The sequence below is a fragment of the Acidovorax sp. genome, from assembly GCF_047607405.1.
Lineage (GTDB): Bacteria > Pseudomonadota > Gammaproteobacteria > Burkholderiales > Burkholderiaceae_C > Acidovorax.
The window spans coordinates 1-16,086 of the sequence record NZ_JASGDA010000089.1 but is presented as its reverse complement, the minus strand read 5'-3'; the positions used below and the strand labels follow the sequence as shown (position 1 = coordinate 16,086).

Genomic DNA, 16,086 nt, shown 5'->3' with positions numbered 1-16,086 from the left:
TCACGAAGCGCGTCTTGCCGCGCTGCGCGAAGGCGTCCAGGATCGGCATGTTGTGGATCGAGATCACCCCGAAGGCGGCTTTGACGCCGCATTGTTCGAGGAAGGCGGCCACGACGGCGCCGACGGTGACTTGCTGCGGGGAGTTCTTAGGCATGGCGGGAATGGCCTCCGGAAATGTCGATATGGGCACCGCTCGTGTAGGAGGCGAACGGCGAGACGAGAAAGGTGAGCGCGCGTGCGGCTTCGACGGGATGGCCGAGCCGGCCCAGCGGGATGTGTTTCTGGGCGGCCAGTTCGGCACTCCAGGCGGTCCAGTCCTGGGTCTTGTCCTCGCGCGCCTCGAAGCGGCGGCGCCACTGGCCCGACTCGACCAGGCCGATCAGGATGCCGTTGACGCGCACGCCCTGCGGCGCGAACTCCGTGGCCAGCGAGCGCACCAGGTTCAGGATGCCCGCACGCGCCGCCGAGGTGGCGACCATGTGCGGCTCGGGCTGGCGCGCCAGCAGCGAGTTGGCGCAGGCAATGGCCGCATCACCCAGGCGCTGGCGCTCGGCCACGAGCTGCGGCAAAAAGGCGCGCGTGGGATGGATGATGGAGAAGAACTTGAGCTTGAGCTCGTCCATCCAGGCTTGGTCGTCGGTATCGGCGAATGTGGACACGCGCCCCTGCCCTGCGTTGTTGACGAGCATCGAGGCTGGCCCCAGCGCAGCCTGGCTGGCGGCAGCGAAGGCCTTGACCGATGGCGCATCGAGCACGTCGCAGGGCTGGGCGAAAAGCCTGGCCTGGGGAAATTCCGCGCGCAGATGCGTCACCGCACCGTCGAGGCGTTCCGCATTGCGCCCACACAAGGCCACGGCAGCGCCAGCGGCCAGCAGCACGCGGACGGTCGCCAGGCCAATGCCCGAGGAGCCGCCGGTGACGACCGCCGTGCGGCCAGTCAGCGCATCAGGAGCGAGAAACGTAGGAGAGTGGGTCATGGGAGGTATCGTGGGTCTTGAAGGCTTCAGCGCTTGTGCAGCGGCAATGGAATCACCCGACCTGCGGAGCCTTGCGGCTTGTGGCCGAGCAAACTGGAGATTTCATCGGCATCCGCCTTCACGCGGCGCTCCAGTCTTTCCATCGCTGCGCCGTCGATGTGACCCGCAGGAATGGTGACGCCCAGCGCCGCGACCAGATGCCCCATGCGGTCGTGGATGGGTGCGGCCACGGTGGAAATGTTGGTCTCGAAGAAGCCCTCGCCCGACGCGTAACCCTTTGCGCGATCGACCTGCACCAGATCGAACAGTTCGGCCGTCGTGTGGGGCGTGCCTTCCGAGAACGCCTCCAGCACAGGCTCCGGGTACAGCTCGCGCAGTTGCGGCAGCGTCAGATCTCCCAGCAGTACACGGCCCAGAACGGTGGCATGGGCCGGCAGGCGCGTCCCCACCGAAACTGCACTGCGAAAGGGTTGCGCCGAGGGCACCACCTTGGCCACGTAAACAATGGAGCGGCCATCGCGCACCACGAGGTTGGCGGCAAGGCCCAGCTCCTCTGCAAGGCGATTGAGCACCGGCGTGCCCAGTTCGGTCAGTTCCAGAGAGGCCAGGTACTCAAAACCGAGCCTCAGCACAGCCACACCCAGCCGGTAGTCACGACCGCTCTCGGTTCGCTCGACGAAACCCATGTTTTCCAGCGTGCTCAAGAGCCGGAACACCGTGGAGCGCGGCAACTTGAAACGGCGCGCCAGTTCGGGGGCCGAGAGCGTGCGCGTGGTGCGATCGAACTCGCACAGCAGCCGCAGGCCGCGCTCCAGCGCGGGCACGTTGTAGCGATCCGCGCCTTCGCTGATCGAATCGGCGCCATCGCCTTCATTCACGTCTGCGTTCATGCCCGCCCTTTCCAGGCCGCCTCAAGCTCCGCCGCCAACACCTCGGCGACCCGCCCGGGTTGTTCGACATAGCATGCATGCCCTGCGTGTTCGATGAATTCGAGCTTCGTGCCGCAAGCAGCGGCAACTTCGGCACAGGCTGCCGGAGGCGTCACCACGTCATGCTCGCCGCACAGCACGCGCACCGGCATGACCGGGGGGAGATAGTGGAAAAGGTCATCGCCACACAGCAGTTCCACCGCCTGCCGATAGCCCGCCTCGTTCAGCCGCGCCATGTTCCAGCGCACCCAGGCACGGGACAGTTCGCCCGCACCATCGGACACCAGCCGCCCACTGCGCTGCGCTGCCATACCGGCGATGCCCAGGCGCTTCAGGCTGTCCAACCGCTCGGCATGCACCCTGGCCGCCTCGGCCTCGCGCCCGGGCGCGCCATAGCCGCGCGCCGGACTCATCAATACCAGCCGCGCGATGCGCGGCGCCAGCGTAGAACCCCTGCGCGCAGCGGCACCGGCCATCAGCGCACCCAGCGAATGCCCCACCAGCACACAGCGCTCGATCTGCAGCGCGTCGAGCAGCATGCGCAATCGGTCTGCATAGGCCACCGCCCACGGCGCGCTGGGCACCACCGAGGTGGAGTCCCCATAGCCTGGAGCGTCCCAGGCAATGACACGCGCACGGCCCGCGAGCTGTTGCGCCACGTCCAGCCAAGATGCCGCACCCGAGCCAATTCCATGCAGGCACACCAGGACAGGGCCTTGACCGCATTCGCGCACCGACACCTGCGCACCGCCGCCCACTGCGATCGTGCGCGCTGGAAAGCGCTCTTCCAGGCGCTGGATCTCGGCGTCGGGCAGCAATTTGTCGGTCATGGGAAGCGGCCTCATGCAGAGGATGGTGACGCTGGCTTCAGCGCTTGATCTTGGCCAGCGGGTGGTCGGGCGGATAGGTCGGCGTGATGGGCTTCTTGGCGCCCAGCATCACGCACATCAGCGCGTCCTCGTCACCGATATTGATTTCCTCGCGGTACACGCCGGGCGGCACCGAGACCAGGTCGCGGTCCGTCAGCACCGTCTCGTAGCGCTCGCCTTCGAGCGTGGTCAGCACCAGCTTGAGCTTGCCGCGCATGACGAAGAACACCTCCTCCACGTCCACATGGATGTGCGGCGGGCCCTCGTGGCCGGCCGGGATCACCATGGTCGAGAAAGTGAAATGCTCGGCGGGAACAGTGTTCATGTCGGACGAGACGCCCGTCCCCCCCGTGCCCAGATAGCGCATCTGCGCGCGGCGGTACTTCGGGTCGAAGTCGGCCTGGAACTTCAGCGCGTTCCAGTCGTACTTGCGGGTGGAATAGCGCGCAATGCGCGTGCTCATCCAGTCCTCGAAGCTGGCGCCTTCGGGGCGCGTCCAACTCGGCTTGTCGGCATCCATTTGCTGCTGCTCTGACAGATCGGTCATGGGAACTCCTTGCGTGGGTGGGAAACGATTCAATGCATCACAAAACCGCCATTGACGGCGAACAACTGCCCCGTGACGAAGCGCGACAGGCCCGACAACGCGAACAGCACCGCACCACAGACATCCGCCGCCTGCTGTTCGCGCGGCAAGGCGCGGCCTTCCAGGTATTTTTCGTGCCGCGCCTTGGGTACGTATTCGGTGGCCTCCACCAGCGTGAGGCCAGGCGCCACCGCGTTCACGGTGATGTTGTCGCCACCCCACTCACGGGCCAGCGAACGCGTCATCGAGATGACGGCCCCCTTGCTGGCCGCGTAGGCCAGCAGGTTGGGAGCGCCCCAGAGTGCCGTATCGGACGCCAGATTGACCACTGCGCCATGACCGCTTTGCGCCAGCGCGGCGTGGCAGGCACGGCCCATCAGCCAGGTGCCGCGCACATTGACGTCCATCACGCGATCCCACATGTCGATCTGGAGCGCGTGGGCGTCCTTGCCGCCGGAATTGGTGATGGCGGCGTTGTTGACCAACCCATCCAGCCCCCCCAGCAGGCGCACCGACTCGGCGGCGCAAGCGTCGATGGAGGCGGCGTCGCACAGATCCAGCGGCAGCGCCTGAACGTCGAACCCTTGGCTGCACAAAGCGGCAGCCTCGGCGGCGGCCAGTTCGGCCAGCACATCGGCGATCACCACGCGACCGCCAGCGACCGCGATGGATTTGGCAAAGGCCAGGCCCAGGCCGCGCGCAGCACCGGTTACCAGCACACGACGGCCCTTGAGCAGATCGTGCGGCAGTTCGGCCAGCAGCTGCACCAAACTACTCGGATCGGCGGTACCCTGGATAGCGCTCATCACGTGACCCTTTCTTCTCGTACCCGGACTCACACTCAGTCAGCCTGGATGTTCAGCTCCTTCACCACACGGGTGAAGCGTTCAAGGTCTGCGATGGTGGTGCTGGCCAGCTTCGCTGGCGGGCCACCGACCGGCAGCACCCCCAGAGTTTTCATCTTTGCGGCCACGTCTGGCAAGCGGATGATCTCGTTCAGTTGCGTGTTGAGCTTGCTCACCACATCCGCAGGCAGCCCCTTGGGGCCGTACAGACCGTTCCAGGCCGTGACTTCCACTCCTTTGTAGCCCTGCTCAGCCAGCGTGGGAACCTGCGGCGCCAGCGGTGTTCGCTCGGCCTGGGCCACGCCCAGTATGCGCAGCTTGCCATCCGCCAGATAGGGCTCAACGGGACCGTACGTCACCCAAGTCAGCGGCACATGGCCGCCAGCCACGTCGGTCAGCGCCGGCGCGACACCGCGATAGGGCACGTGGCGGAAGTTGGCGCCCGCAGCCTTGTTGAACATCTCGCCCAGCACGTGCATCGGCGAGCCGCTGCCGGGGCTGGCGTAAGCCAGTTCAGCCCTCTTCGATTCGTCCATCGCCTCCTTGAGGGTTCGCACCTTGGTGGCGGGGCCCGCCACGATGAACAGCGGCTGCACGCCGGCCTGAATGATGGGGGTGAAGCCGCCGCGCACGTCGTAGGCAGCGCTGGGAGCCGTCTTGAGCACCAGTTGCGCCATGGTGAAAGTGCTGGGCGCCATCAGCAGCGTGTAGCCGTCCGGCGCGGCTTTGGCCACATAGCTGCTGCCAATCACGCCGCTGGCGCCAGGCTTGTTGTCCACCAGCACCGGCTGACCCAGACGGGTCTGCAGCTTTTCGGCAAAGACACGGGCCAGCGCATCGGTATCGCCGCCCGCCGGATAGGCGACCACGATGGTGATGGGCTTGACAGGCCAGCCCTGCGCTGCCGCAGTGGCAGCCACACCAGCCGCAACGCAAGCGGCCAACCATTTCCACACTCGTTTCTTGATCATCGTGACTCCTGATTTTGTCCCATTAGTGGAACAAGGATTTATCATCGAAACACCAACGCAAGAATATGACAGAGATTTGCAATTCATATCAGTATTAACCCTTGCTCCTGATGCCGACTGTTTCACTAAAGAATCAACGATTCCAAAGTGAGACAACTTAAGCATCATTCATGCCAGCAAAAAATCGCCCAATCCTGCGGGACGGGCGAGGGCGATACCGAAAATGAAAAAGCACGCACTGCGCCGGTGACGGGCGCACCACCAGGGGGACGCGGCGCCCGCCGAGCAAGCCAGCGGCATTGCCCTGGCGCGCCACACAGCGCCGGTCACCGCTTGAAATACCGTCGTAAGCTACAGGTTTACCCAAGCTTCTCAACCCCATGCAAATCGCCACCTGGAACATCAACTCCCTTTCCGTGCGCCTGCCGCAGGTTCTCGCTTGGCTCGAAGCCAACCCGGTGGACGCCATCGGCCTGCAGGAACTGAAGCTGGTGGACGAGAAGTTTCCGCACGACGCCTTTCAGGCAGCGGGCTACCACGCGGTCTGCTTCGGGCAAAAGACCTACAACGGCGTGGCCATCGTCAGCCGCTCCCCCGCGCGCGACGTGGTGCGCAACATCCCCGGACATGGCGACGAGCAGGCGCGCGTGATCGCCGCCACGCTGGACACGGCCGGCGGCCCGCTGCGGCTGGTCAACTGCTATTTCGTCAACGGCCAGGCACCTGGCACGGACAAGTTTGCCTACAAGCTGCAGTGGCTGGCGGCCTTGCACGACTGGCTGCGCGGCGAGCTGGCCGCGCACCCTCGGCTGGCGCTGGTGGGAGACTTCAACGTCGCGCCCGAAGACCGCGACTCCTTCGACCCGGCGGGGCTCAAGGACACGATCCACCACACGGTGCAGGAGCGCCAGCATTTCCGCCAACTGCTGGACCTGGGCCTGACGGATGCCTTCCGCCTGTTCGAGCAGCCCGAGAAAAGCTTCTCGTGGTGGGACTACCGCATGCTGGGCTTCCAGAAGAACCGGGGCCTGCGCATCGACCACATTCTGGTGAGCGATGCGCTGCGCGGCAGCGTGACGGCCTGCACCATCGACCGCACGCCGCGCAAGAACCCTCAGCCCAGCGACCATGCACCCGTGATCGCCACACTGGGCTGATGAATTGCTATTATTTTAATAGCTATCAGTGCTTGACTGGTAAGCGCTAGAGGCCAATTTCATGCCTCATCCGGCGCATCAAGCCCCAACTCCTGGATCTTGCGCGTGATGGTGTTGCGCCCTATGCCCAGGCGCTGGGCGGCTTCCATGCGGCGCCCATGGGTGGCGCTGAGCGCGGTGCGGATCAGGCGTGATTCAAAGCGGCGCGTGAGCGCATCCCACACCTCCGACTGGCCGCCTGCCAGAAGCTTCTGGGCCTCGCTCTCCAGGCCCTGCTCCCAGGTGATGCCGCCGCTGCCGACCAAGGGCGGCGGCGCGATGGCGGCAACGGATGACGGGGGCTCGTCCGCCGGGGCAGCCCAGACCCTGTCTGGCGCAGAAGCAGCAGCGGCGGTGGGCTCGGGCGAAGCGGAAGGCGCATCGGCCACGACGCGCTGCGGGGGCTGGTGGACGGCCGTTTCCAGCACCTCGGGCGGCAGGTCCTGCAGCGAGATGACCTGGGCGGGCGCCATCACGGTGAGCCAGTGGCAGATGTTCTCCAGCTGGCGTACGTTGCCCGGAAAGGCGAACTGCTCCAGCCGCGCCAGTGCTGCGTCGGCGATGCGCTTGGGCTCCACGCCGAGCTGCCGCGCGCTTTGCTGCAGAAAGTGGCGCGTGAGCATGGGCACGTCCTCGTGCCGCTCGCGCAGGGCGGGCAGGCGCAGGCGGATGACGTTGAGGCGGTGGAACAAGTCTTCGCGGAACGCGCCGTCCTTCACGCGCTTTTCCAGGTCCTGGTGGGTGGCGGCGATCACGCGCACGTGGGCCTTCACGGCCGCGTGGCCGCCCACGCGGTAGAACTGGCCGTCGCTCAATACGCGCAGCAGGCGCGTTTGCAAATCGAACGGCATGTCGCCGATTTCGTCGAGGAACAGCGTCCCGCCCTCGGCCTGCTCGAATCGCCCGCGCCGCTGCGTCTGCGCGCCGGTGAAGGCGCCGCGCTCATGGCCGAAGAGTTCGCTCTCCAGCAGGTCCTTGGGGATGGCGGCGGTGTTGATGGCGACGAAGGGGCCGCCCGAGACGGGCGAATGCTTGTGCAGCGCGCGTGCCACCAGTTCCTTGCCCGAACCGGACTCGCCGGTGATGAGCACGGTGACCTGGCTTTGCGACAGGCGCCCGATGGCGCGGAACACGTCCTGCATGGCGGGCGCCTGGCCCAACATCTCGGGGGTGTCGGCCTGGCGCTCCTCGGTGACTTCCTCGCGCTGGCTTTCTTCCACGGCACGGCGGATCAGTTCCACGGCCTTGGGCAGATCGAAGGGCTTGGGCAGGTACTCGAACGCGCCGCGCTGGAAGGCGGAGACGGCACTGTCCAAGTCGGAGTACGCCGTCATGATGATGACGGGCAGGCCAGGCTGCAGATCGCGTACTTTCTCCAGCAATTGCAGACCCGAGCCGCCGGGCATGCGGATGTCGCTCACCAGCACCTGCGGGCCCAGGCGGGCGGGGTCGCCCGCAGCGACATCGGCCAGCGCGTCCAGCACTTCACGCGGGTTGGTGAAGCTGCGCGTGGGCAGGCCCTCGCGGGCCAGCGCCTTTTCCAAGACGAAGCGGATCGAGGGGTCGTCATCCACTATCCAGATCGGCTTCATAGCTTGTTTCTTACCTTCGCTGTGGTTGCATGTCGTCGGGGACCTCAGGGCAAGGGAATCAGGATGCGGAAGTCGGTGCGACCCGGTACGCTGTCGCATTCGATCAACCCATGGTGGCGCTGCACGAAGGTTTGCGCCAGCGTGAGCCCCAGCCCTGATCCGCCGTCACGGCCCGACACCAGGGGGTAAAAAATCCGCTCCTTGATGGCATCGGGCACGCCCGGTCCGTTGTCGATGACATGCAATTCCAGTGCCAGTCGGTAGCGCTGGCGGCTGAACGTGATCTGCCGAGCCACGCGCGTGCGCAGTGTGATGACGGCATCGCCTGCCGCGATGCGCTCGAACAGCGCCTGGGCCGCGTTCTGCACGATGTTCAGCACGGCCTGGATGATCTGCTCGCGGTCGCCGCGGAATTCGGGGATGGAAGTATCGTAGTCGCGCTGTACCTTCAGCCCCTGCGGGTGCTCCAGCAGCACCAGGGAGCGCACACGCTCGCAGACTTCGTGAATGTTCACGTCGCCCACCAGATGGGGGTGGCGGTGCGGGGCGAGCAGACGGTCCACCAGGCTTTGCAGGCGGTCGGCCTCGTGGATGATGACCTGGGTGTATTCGGTCAGTTCGCGGTTGTCCAGTTCCATCTCCAGCAACTGCGCCGCGCCGCGGATGCCGCCCAGCGGGTTCTTGATCTCGTGCGCCAGGTTGCGGATCAGCTCCTTGTTGGCCTGGGACTGTTCGAGCAGGCGCTCCTCCCGGTCCTGGCGGGCCTGCTGCTCCAGGGGCCACAGTTCCACCAGCACCTCGCCCGCCTGCTCGGCGTCGGCCACGCTCACATGCACGGGGATGGGCTCCTGGTGCGGGCGCTTCAGGCTGGCCTCGTAGCGCAGCGCGGCGAAGTCCTGACCCCGCGCGCCCTCCAGCGCCGTCTGCAGCAGGGCCGGGTCGGTGAAGAAAGTGGAAAAGTCCACCCCTTCCAGCGTGCGGCGCGACAGGCCCAGGGTGTTTTCCAGAGCGGCATTGGCGAACTGCACGGCGCCGTCGGCCCGCAGCACCGCCACCAGGGTGGACATCAGGTCCAGAGATTGAAAGCGCCCCGTGTCGGTGGACGGGGCGCTGGGGATGGTCGCAGGGTTCACTTAGTTTGCCGGGGGCAGGCGTGCGATTTCGCGCTTGATGCCGGCGATATCGCTTTCGCTGCGCGCGACGCTGGCCTTGAGCTCTTCGGTGCGCTCGATGTAGCGCTGGGGGTTGCGCAGGTCGAGCGCGCCGCGCTCGGGCGCACCGCCGTTGTATTCCTTCACCAGCGCGGCATGGCGGGCCTCGGCCTTGCGCAACTCAGCCTCCAGGATGGCGCGGGCGTCGGCGTCGCGGGCCTTCTGGTCATTGGCGCTGACGCGCGGCGCGCTGGGCGGCGACGATGATGAGGCGCTGGCACCGCCCGCAGACGTGCCCCCCGCCGCCGGGCGGCTGCCTTGCAGCACGGTGACGTTGCCCCCCTCCACCAGCTTGCAGCCGCGCTCCTTGGCCTGCTGGGTGTTGTTGGTGTATTCGTTGCCACAGCGGTAGATACGGTCTTGCGCCCAGGCGACTGGTGCTGCGGCGGCGATCAGTAACAGGATGGTGAGCGTCTTCTTCATTCGGGTTCCTCGCACTGCCATGCAGGGCTTTCGGGGGGAGTATCCCCCAATCACCACGCATCGCCAATCCAGGATCGGCATGCCCAGGTAAGGGCTTTGCACTTACGTACAAGGGATGCAACGGCGCGCCCCAGGTTCCCTGAGTCATCAACGAAAAAGGCGGCTTGCGCCGCCCTTTTTGTGTGCCATGGACCGAAGGCTGGCAATTACAGCGAGTAGTACATGTCGAACTCGACCGGGTGCGGCGCCATGCGAAAGCGCGTGACTTCGCCCATCTTGAGGTCGATGTAGGCGTCGAGCATGGAGTCGGTGAACACGCCACCCTTGGTCAGGAAACCGCGATCCTTGTCGAGATACTCCAGCGCCTGATCGAGGCTGTGGCACACGGTGGGCACCAGCTTGTCTTCCTCGGGCGGCAGGTGGTACAGGTCCTTGGTGGCGGCTTCGCCGGGGTGGATCTTGTTCTCCACACCGTCCAGGCCCGCCATCATCAGGGCCGAGAAGGCCAGGTAGGGGTTGGCCGAGGGGTCGGGGAAGCGCGCCTCGATGCGACGGCCCTTGGGGTTGGCCACGTAGGGGATGCGGATGGAAGCCGAGCGGTTGCGGGCCGAGTAGGCCAGCTTCACAGGCGCCTCGAAGCCAGGCACCAGGCGCTTGTAGCTGTTGGTGCCGGGGTTGGTGATGGCGTTCAGGGCGCGGGCATGCTTGATGATGCCGCCGATGTAGTACAGCGCGAAGTCAGACAGGCCCGCATAGCCGTCGCCTGCAAACAGGTTCTTGCCGTCCTTCCAGATGGACTGGTGAACGTGCATGCCCGAACCGTTGTCACCGGCGTAGGGCTTGGGCATGAAGGTCGCCGTCTTGCCATACGCGTTGGCGACGTTCCAGACCACGTACTTGAGCACCTGCGTCCAGTCGGCGCGCTCTACCAGCGTGCTGAACTTGGTGCCGATCTCGTTCTGGCCTGCGCCTGCCACTTCGTGGTGGAACACTTCGACAGGGATGCCCAGCGATTCGAGGATCAGGACCATCTCGGCGCGCATGTCCTGCGTGCTGTCCACAGGGGGCACGGGGAAGTAGCCGCCCTTGGTGGTGGGACGGTGGCCACGGTTGCCGCCTTCGAGCTTGGCGCCGGAATTCCAGGGTGCCTCGTATTCCTCAATCTCGCTGAACACGCGACCGGGCTCGTTCGACCAGCGCACACCATCGAAGATAAAGAACTCGGGCTCGGGACCAAAGTAGGCCGTGTCACCCAGGCCCGAGGCCTTGAGGTAGGCTTCGGCGCGCTTGGCGATGGAGCGCGGGTCGCGGTCGTAGGCCTTGCCGTCACCGGGCTCGATCACGTCGCACTGCAGAAACAGCGTGGTTTCCTCGAAGAAAGGGTCGATGTTGGCGGTGCTGGGGTCGGGCATCAGTTGCATGTCCGAAGCTTCGATGCCCTTCCAACCCGCCACCGAGGAACCGTCGAATGCGTGGCCGGACGTGAACTTGTCTTCGTCGAAGTGGGACACAGGCACGGTCACGTGCTGCTCCTTGCCACGGGTATCGGTGAAACGGAAGTCCACGAACTTGACTTCGTTTTCCTTCACCATCTTCATCACGTCTGCAACGGTCTTGGCCATCAGGTTCTCCTGGGTAAAGCGCTTGTTGAAAAAAGGGATTTGTCTCAGCAAAAGCAGTTTACATGCCAACCACCCACGGTAGCTGCACTGGGAAGGCGCACGGTAAGCCATATGACCAGGGGCACCCCAAGGATGCACCAATCAGGTGCGAATTCTTCAAAAAACATGGAGGAACTCGATTGGCACCGAATTGGTGCATTCACCGCATCATGTTGGCGCAGCACATGCACTTAGAGAGCACCATCCCGTCCAGGAGCATGCGGCAGCGCTGCGGGAGCCGTCTCGATCGCAGGCAGTGCGGGTGGAATGACCTGCACCGGGTTGGACACAGGCGCTGACACGGCCTCGGCGCGCAACTGCTGCAGCGCGGCCAGCGCATAGTGCGTGAACCACAGCGAGCAGAACGCGAACACCAGCGTGTAAATCCAGATCGCCAACGGCACCAGCACGAAGAACGCGGCGGCGAACACCACGCCGGACGCCCACAGGATGCTGGGCGCGGCGCCCAGGTAGCCGCAAATAACGCCGATGCCCAGCAGGCTTGCGCGGTGGCGGCGGAAGATCTCTTGCCGCTCCTCCTTGCTGGCATGCTCGGCCAGCGCGTCGAAGGTCATGACGCGGTAGGTCAGCCAGCCCCAGATCAGCGGCGGCAGGATCAGCACCAGCGGCGGCACCGCCCACAGCGGCACGGACAAGACCAGCGCCACCAGGGCCAGCACGGTGGACGCCAGCGACCAGGTCACGCTGGCGATGAAAGAGGCGCCCTTTTTTTTCTCCAGATCAGGAAAGCGCCGCTCGCCCACCAGGGCGACGAGCGCGGGCGTCATCAGCACGGCGACCAGTAGCAGCGAAGCCAGCACCAGGACGGGTGCCGCTACCACCAGGGTGAGCAGCGCCAGCGCCCACGACAAGTCGCCCATGCCCCAGCCCTGCATCCAGTTCCAGACACCAGCCAGCAGCGTGGAGGACTCCAGCGCGGCGCGCATCGCCTGCACTGCGGCGTCCCAGTAGAAATAGCCCAGGCCCAGCGCGGCGGCGGCCATCAAAGCCAGCGGCAGCACGGACAGAGCGATCACGCGCGGAAACAGGCAGTAGGCCGCAGCGCGCCAGAAGGAGTCGAAAAGAAGTCCCATGGGGCAAGCATAGCGCCTTGGCGGGACGGTATTTCAGGCACGGCCCAGCAGCCGCAGCACGCCCCGCCACTGCTGCGACCAGAAGCCGCGCCCGTAGTCGCGCACGCGGCCATCCGGCCCGGGCTCGACCTGGTCGCGCACGCCGGTGGGGTCGTAGCGCTGCGTGAAGTCGGCGGTGCGCATCAGCATGTCCCACCAGGGCAGCAGCACGCCGAAGTTGCAGCCGCCCAGCACGACGCGGTCCGGTCGCTCCGTTTCATGGCCGACGCCGATGCTGTGGTGCCGCCGGTGAAAACGCGGACTGATCCACAGGCGCTCGCCCCAACGGCCAAACCACAGGCGCAGGTTGGCGTGCTGAAAGCTCTCGCTGAGCTGCGTGATCGCCACGATGGCGATGAACTGCCCCGGCGCCACACCGATGAGTTGCGCCACCACCACCAGGATGGTGTCGCGCATAAGGTCGTCGAGCAGGTGGTTGCGGTTGTCGCTCCACATCGTCATCTGCCGCTGCGCGTGGTGCAGCGAATGCAGCCGCCACCACCATTCGAAGTGGTGCTGCCCCCGGTGGATCCAGTAGTCCACGAAGTCGAACACCATCAGGTACAGCAGCAGGCTGACCCAGGGCCGGTCGGTGACGCCGGGCCACACGCCGTCGAGTTGCAAGGTGCTGAAGCCCGCCACCCGCAACGCGCCAAAGAAGGAATCCATGGCCGGCTGCACAGCCAGGAACAACCCCAGGCGAAACAGGCCCAGGCGATGGATCAGTGTGTAGAGGATGTCGGTCCGGACGGTGGCCCGATCCGTCACGGCTTCGACCGGTCGCCAGCGCTGCAAGGGGCCCATCACTGCCGCTATCAGGACCAACTGCAGCAGGCCTACGAGCAGCCAGCCCGCGGCCTCGTAGCCGCTTTCGAGCTGGCTGGCGAGGCCCATGGAGAACATCAGCGGCTGCAGCACGCTCTCGAACAGCCACTGCTGCGCGGTATCGAACCTATCACCCCACCAGCCCATGGTTACTGCCCCTTCGCGCCACCGTAGTCCGGGTGCTCGCGCAGCGTGCGAAAGCAGAACCCGCGCGCCTTCAGGCCGACGATCAGCGGCTCCAGCACGGCGGGCGCCCACGCGTCCTTGCGCGACCAGATGCCCAGGTGCGCCAGCAAGATGTCGCCGCCGCGCACGTCGCGCAGGGCCTTGTGCAGCAGCGCATCGTTGCTGGCGCTTTCGCTGGGCAGTTCGTCCCCCAGAAAGCCCGTGGGCGACCAGCCCACGTGGGTGTAGCCGCAGGCTTGGGCGCTGGCGAGCAGTTGGGGCGATGTCTTGCCGCCGGGCGCACGGAACAGCGGCAGCGGCGCCTTGCCCGTCACGGTCTTCAGGCGGTCTGCGGCGCGGGTGATTTCCTCGCAGTACTGCGCGGCGGTCAGTACGAAGGTCTGCCCCTCGCGCGGCCCGGCGGATGGGCGCACACGGAATGCAGGGTGGCGCACGTCGCCCAGGTCGGCGCGCCAGTAGGTATGGCTCCAGGTGTGCGAGGCGAACTCGTGCCCTTCAGCCGCCCGGGCGCGCCACCAGGGCGCCCAGTACTCGCCCAGGCTGCCGTCGCCTTGCTTCGTGCGCTCGTTGGCGGCAAAGAAGGTCACGCGCACCTGCTGGCGCTTCAGGACATCGGCGATCAGCGGGGCCACTTCCATGTGGCCCGTGTCGAAGGTTAGGTAAACGGATTTATCACAGTCATTTTGGGCGCTAGCGCTTACCAGATAAGCACTAGCAGCTATCAAAACGATAGTTTTTCGCATCCGGCGATCCGCACACGTTGTCAGCGCGGCGCGTGCTGCAGCGTCCATACGCCATGGGGCGACTTGCCCACTGCGACCTGCCGCACGACCTTGCGGGCCTCGGTGTCCACCACGGACAGCTTGCGCGCCCAGCGCGAACTCACGTAGATGTAGCGGCCATCGGCGGAGACTTCCATGCAGTCCGGCCCGCCTGGAACCGGGTACGAGTCCACCACCTGCTGCGTCGTCATGTCGATCTTGCTGATGGAGTTGGCAACACGGTTGCTCACGTACAAGTGCCGCCCGTCGCCTGCCGCGCGGAAGGCGTGGGCGCCGTTGCCAGTCTTGATCTTCTTGATGCTCACCGGCTCACGGCCCGACACGTCGAAGACTTCCACGCTGTCGCTGCCGGTCAGTCCGACGAACACGCGCTTGTCGTCGGCGCTGCCGTACACGTCCGCAGGCATGGCGCCCGTCTTGACGCGCCACTTGATGGCCTGGGTGGCGATGTCTATTGCCACCAGTTCATCGCTGTCCTGCATGGTGGAATAGACCGTGGTGCTGCGGCTGTCGATCCACAAATGGCTGGGCGTGCGGGCCGTGGCCACGCGTTGCACCAGCGTCGGCTCCCTACCGTCCCAGCGGTAGAAATCCACGTGGTTCAAGCGGTTGGCCGCCGTGACCAGCCACTTCATGTCCGGCGTGAACCGCAGGTGATACGGGTCCACGATGCCGCGCAGCGTGCGCTGGACCTGGGCTGTGCGGGGGTCGAGAAAGGTCAGCGTGTCGCCCAGCGCATTGGCGACGATGATCGACTTCTCATCGGGGGTGAGGTAGAGGTGATGGGGCTCCTTGCCCGTGGGGATGCGCGCAGTCTCTGTCCAGGTGTCCGGGTCGATGACACTGACGTTGGCTTCCAGGGAGTTCAGCACGAACAGCGGCGCCGCCGCAGCCAGCACCGGGCCCATCGACAACACCCACCACCCGCCCAGGGCGACACACGCACGCGCAATCGAGAAAATCTTCACAGAACCACTTTCAACACAGCCAGCGAGTGTAGCCGCCCGATGCGCCCCAATTTTCGCTTTACATGCCGGGCTGGGTCAGCCGTTGCAAGTCTTCCTCACCAAGCCAGCGCCACGCCCCGGGCGCCAGGTCTTCGGGGAGTTCCATTGCGCCAATTTTTGAGCGGTGCAGCCCTTCCACGCGGTTGCCAACAGCAGCGAGCATGCGCTTGACCTGGTGGTACTTGCCCTCTGTCAGCGTGAGGTCCAGCCTGTGGCTGCCGACCAGTTCGCACGCTGCCGCCTTCACCGGCGTGGGATCATCGTCCAGCACCACGCCCGCGAGCAATCTGGCGGCCTGCTCTGCATCCACCGGGTGCTTGGTCGTGACCTGATAGACCTTGGGAACGTGCTTCTTGGGCGAACTCATCCGATGGATGAACTGCCCGTCATCACTCAGCAGCAGCATGCCCGTGGTGTCCTGGTCCAACCGCCCTACAGCCTGGACGCCTTGAACAGTACTTTTCGTGGGCCGCTGCCGCAAGGGGGCTGGGAGCAAGGTGTAGATGCTCGGATAGGTCGAGGGCTTCTGCGAGCATTCCGTCCCCGCCGGTTTGTGCAGCAGCACATAGGCTTTGGCGCGGTACGGCCAATCAACACCCTGCACCCGCAACAACAGAACATCCGGCTCGAACTCGGTCGTAGCATCCTGGCATGGCTGGTAGCCAGCATCCGCAGCCGGATCGCACACAGCCACCCAGCCTCGTTGCACCAGGCCCGCACACACGCGGCGGGTGCCGAAACCTTGGGAATACAGAATGTCCTGCAGTTGCATGGTGATTTGGAGTCCAAAATCAAAAAACCCCCAACCTGGGTAGGTTGGGGGTTTTCTGGGCTGTAAGAGCCTGACGATGACCTACTTTCACACGGGAACCCGCACTATCATCGGCGCGAAG

18 protein-coding genes are annotated in these 16,086 nt (G+C 65.4%); 2 read left to right on the top strand and 16 right to left on the bottom strand.

All coding sequences use genetic code 11. From position 1 onward, the window contains the following. From QM569_RS10570 to QM569_RS10540, 7 genes are all read right to left on the bottom strand, one after another. The coding region (locus QM569_RS10570; RefSeq protein WP_414987192.1) for a thiamine pyrophosphate-binding protein at nucleotides 1-154 on the bottom strand (154 nt) is incomplete at its 3' end. Then, nucleotides 147-977: an SDR family oxidoreductase gene (locus QM569_RS10565; protein WP_414987190.1), complete on the bottom strand. Its 831-nt coding sequence runs from the start codon at nucleotides 975-977 to the stop codon at nucleotides 147-149. The genes QM569_RS10565 and QM569_RS10570, both read right to left, overlap by 8 nt. Before the next feature lie 26 nt (nucleotides 978-1,003). Further along, entirely contained in the window at nucleotides 1,004-1,867 is an 864-nt protein-coding gene (locus QM569_RS10560; RefSeq protein WP_414987189.1) for an IclR family transcriptional regulator, read from the bottom strand. Further along, nucleotides 1,864-2,736, bottom strand: a complete 873-nt coding sequence (locus QM569_RS10555; RefSeq protein WP_414987188.1) for an alpha/beta fold hydrolase — start codon at nucleotides 2,734-2,736, stop codon at nucleotides 1,864-1,866. The genes QM569_RS10560 and QM569_RS10555 overlap by 4 nt, the downstream gene beginning before the upstream one ends. Nucleotides 2,737-2,773: 37 nt before the next feature. Continuing rightward, nucleotides 2,774-3,322, bottom strand: coding sequence for a cupin domain-containing protein (locus QM569_RS10550; protein ID WP_414987187.1), 549 nt, complete (start codon nucleotides 3,320-3,322; stop codon nucleotides 2,774-2,776). A gap of 29 nt (nucleotides 3,323-3,351) precedes the next feature. Further along, the gene (locus QM569_RS10545) at nucleotides 3,352-4,167 is read right to left on the bottom strand and encodes an SDR family oxidoreductase (RefSeq protein ID WP_414987186.1); all 816 of its coding nucleotides are present in this window, start codon (nucleotides 4,165-4,167) and stop codon (nucleotides 3,352-3,354) included. Nucleotides 4,168-4,202: 35 nt separating this feature from the next. Next, on the bottom strand, nucleotides 4,203-5,177 hold the full coding sequence (locus tag QM569_RS10540) for a Bug family tripartite tricarboxylate transporter substrate binding protein (protein WP_414987185.1): 975 nt from the start codon (nucleotides 5,175-5,177) through the stop codon (nucleotides 4,203-4,205). Between QM569_RS10540 and QM569_RS10535 the strand changes: the two genes are divergently transcribed. Together QM569_RS10535 and xth are read left to right on the top strand one after the other, a co-directional pair. Beyond that, nucleotides 5,170-5,328 carry a hypothetical protein gene (locus tag QM569_RS10535; protein ID WP_414987184.1) on the top strand — a complete coding sequence of 53 codons (159 nt, stop codon included), beginning with the start codon at nucleotides 5,170-5,172 and terminating at the stop codon, nucleotides 5,326-5,328. The genes QM569_RS10540 and QM569_RS10535 overlap by 8 nt on opposite strands. 229 nt (nucleotides 5,329-5,557) lie before the next feature. Then, nucleotides 5,558-6,334, top strand: coding sequence for an exodeoxyribonuclease III (gene xth / locus QM569_RS10530; RefSeq protein ID WP_414987183.1), 777 nt, complete (start codon nucleotides 5,558-5,560; stop codon nucleotides 6,332-6,334). 59 nt (nucleotides 6,335-6,393) lie between these two features. Here xth and ntrC read toward each other — a convergent pair whose 3' ends face one another. The 9 genes from ntrC to QM569_RS10485 all read right to left on the bottom strand — a co-directional run bounded on the left by ntrC (nucleotide 6,394) and on the right by QM569_RS10485 (nucleotide 15,965). Beyond that, nucleotides 6,394-7,965, bottom strand: a complete 1,572-nt coding sequence (gene ntrC, locus QM569_RS10525) for a nitrogen regulation protein NR(I) (RefSeq protein ID WP_414987182.1) — start codon at nucleotides 7,963-7,965, stop codon at nucleotides 6,394-6,396. Between the two features lie 44 nt (nucleotides 7,966-8,009). Beyond that, entirely contained in the window at nucleotides 8,010-9,032 is a 1,023-nt protein-coding gene (gene glnL / locus QM569_RS10520; protein ID WP_414987191.1) for a nitrogen regulation protein NR(II), read from the bottom strand. 66 nt (nucleotides 9,033-9,098) lie between these two features. Further along, the gene (locus QM569_RS10515; RefSeq protein WP_414987181.1) at nucleotides 9,099-9,599 is read right to left on the bottom strand and encodes a hypothetical protein; all 501 of its coding nucleotides are present in this window, start codon (nucleotides 9,597-9,599) and stop codon (nucleotides 9,099-9,101) included. 206 nt (nucleotides 9,600-9,805) lie between these two features. Further along, nucleotides 9,806-11,221: a type I glutamate--ammonia ligase gene (glnA, locus tag QM569_RS10510; RefSeq protein WP_414987180.1), complete on the bottom strand. Its 1,416-nt coding sequence runs from the start codon at nucleotides 11,219-11,221 to the stop codon at nucleotides 9,806-9,808. 230 nt (nucleotides 11,222-11,451) lie between these two features. Further along, complete coding sequence (locus QM569_RS10505) at nucleotides 11,452-12,354, bottom strand: EI24 domain-containing protein (RefSeq protein ID WP_414987179.1); 903 nt, start codon at nucleotides 12,352-12,354, stop codon at nucleotides 11,452-11,454. A 33-nt stretch (nucleotides 12,355-12,387) separates the two neighbouring features. Next, the gene (locus QM569_RS10500) at nucleotides 12,388-13,365 is read right to left on the bottom strand and encodes a sterol desaturase family protein (RefSeq protein ID WP_414987178.1); all 978 of its coding nucleotides are present in this window, start codon (nucleotides 13,363-13,365) and stop codon (nucleotides 12,388-12,390) included. 2 nt (nucleotides 13,366-13,367) lie between these two features. After that, nucleotides 13,368-14,147 (bottom strand): polysaccharide deacetylase family protein, encoded by a 780-nt coding sequence (locus tag QM569_RS10495; protein WP_414987177.1) that lies wholly within the window; start codon nucleotides 14,145-14,147, stop codon nucleotides 13,368-13,370. Nucleotides 14,148-14,167: 20 nt separating this feature from the next. Continuing rightward, a complete protein-coding gene (locus tag QM569_RS10490; protein ID WP_414987176.1) occupies nucleotides 14,168-15,154 on the bottom strand; it encodes a YncE family protein in 987 nt (328 codons plus the stop codon). A gap of 58 nt (nucleotides 15,155-15,212) precedes the next feature. Beyond that, entirely contained in the window at nucleotides 15,213-15,965 is a 753-nt protein-coding gene (locus tag QM569_RS10485; RefSeq protein ID WP_414987175.1) for a 16S rRNA pseudouridine(516) synthase, read from the bottom strand. Nucleotides 15,966-16,086 lie beyond the last annotated feature (121 nt).

Excerpts from the sequence above, each read along its gene's own strand:
- QM569_RS10555 (WP_414987188.1), bottom strand. The coding sequence starts at position 2,736 with ATGACCGACAAATTGCTGCCCGACGCCGAGATCCAGCGCCTGGAAGAG.
- QM569_RS10560 (WP_414987189.1), bottom strand. The coding sequence starts at position 1,867 with ATGAACGCAGACGTGAATGAAGGCGATGGCGCCGATTCGATCAGCGAA.
- ntrC (WP_414987182.1), bottom strand. The coding sequence starts at position 7,965 with ATGAAGCCGATCTGGATAGTGGATGACGACCCCTCGATCCGCTTCGTC.
- QM569_RS10545 (WP_414987186.1), bottom strand. The coding sequence starts at position 4,167 with ATGAGCGCTATCCAGGGTACCGCCGATCCGAGTAGTTTGGTGCAGCTG.
- xth (WP_414987183.1), top strand. The coding sequence starts at position 5,558 with ATGCAAATCGCCACCTGGAACATCAACTCCCTTTCCGTGCGCCTGCCG.
- QM569_RS10515 (WP_414987181.1), bottom strand. The coding sequence starts at position 9,599 with ATGAAGAAGACGCTCACCATCCTGTTACTGATCGCCGCCGCAGCACCA.
- QM569_RS10540 (WP_414987185.1), bottom strand. The coding sequence starts at position 5,177 with ATGATCAAGAAACGAGTGTGGAAATGGTTGGCCGCTTGCGTTGCGGCT.
- QM569_RS10485 (WP_414987175.1), bottom strand. The coding sequence starts at position 15,965 with ATGCAACTGCAGGACATTCTGTATTCCCAAGGTTTCGGCACCCGCCGC.
- QM569_RS10505 (WP_414987179.1), bottom strand. The coding sequence starts at position 12,354 with ATGGGACTTCTTTTCGACTCCTTCTGGCGCGCTGCGGCCTACTGCCTG.
- glnL (WP_414987191.1), bottom strand. The coding sequence starts at position 9,032 with ATGTCCACCCTGGTGGCGGTGCTGCGGGCCGACGGCGCCGTGCAGTTC.
- QM569_RS10500 (WP_414987178.1), bottom strand. The coding sequence starts at position 13,365 with ATGGGCTGGTGGGGTGATAGGTTCGATACCGCGCAGCAGTGGCTGTTC.
- QM569_RS10565 (WP_414987190.1), bottom strand. The coding sequence starts at position 977 with ATGACCCACTCTCCTACGTTTCTCGCTCCTGATGCGCTGACTGGCCGC.
- QM569_RS10550 (WP_414987187.1), bottom strand. The coding sequence starts at position 3,322 with ATGACCGATCTGTCAGAGCAGCAGCAAATGGATGCCGACAAGCCGAGT.
- QM569_RS10495 (WP_414987177.1), bottom strand. The coding sequence starts at position 14,147 with ATGCGAAAAACTATCGTTTTGATAGCTGCTAGTGCTTATCTGGTAAGC.
- glnA (WP_414987180.1), bottom strand. The coding sequence starts at position 11,221 with ATGGCCAAGACCGTTGCAGACGTGATGAAGATGGTGAAGGAAAACGAA.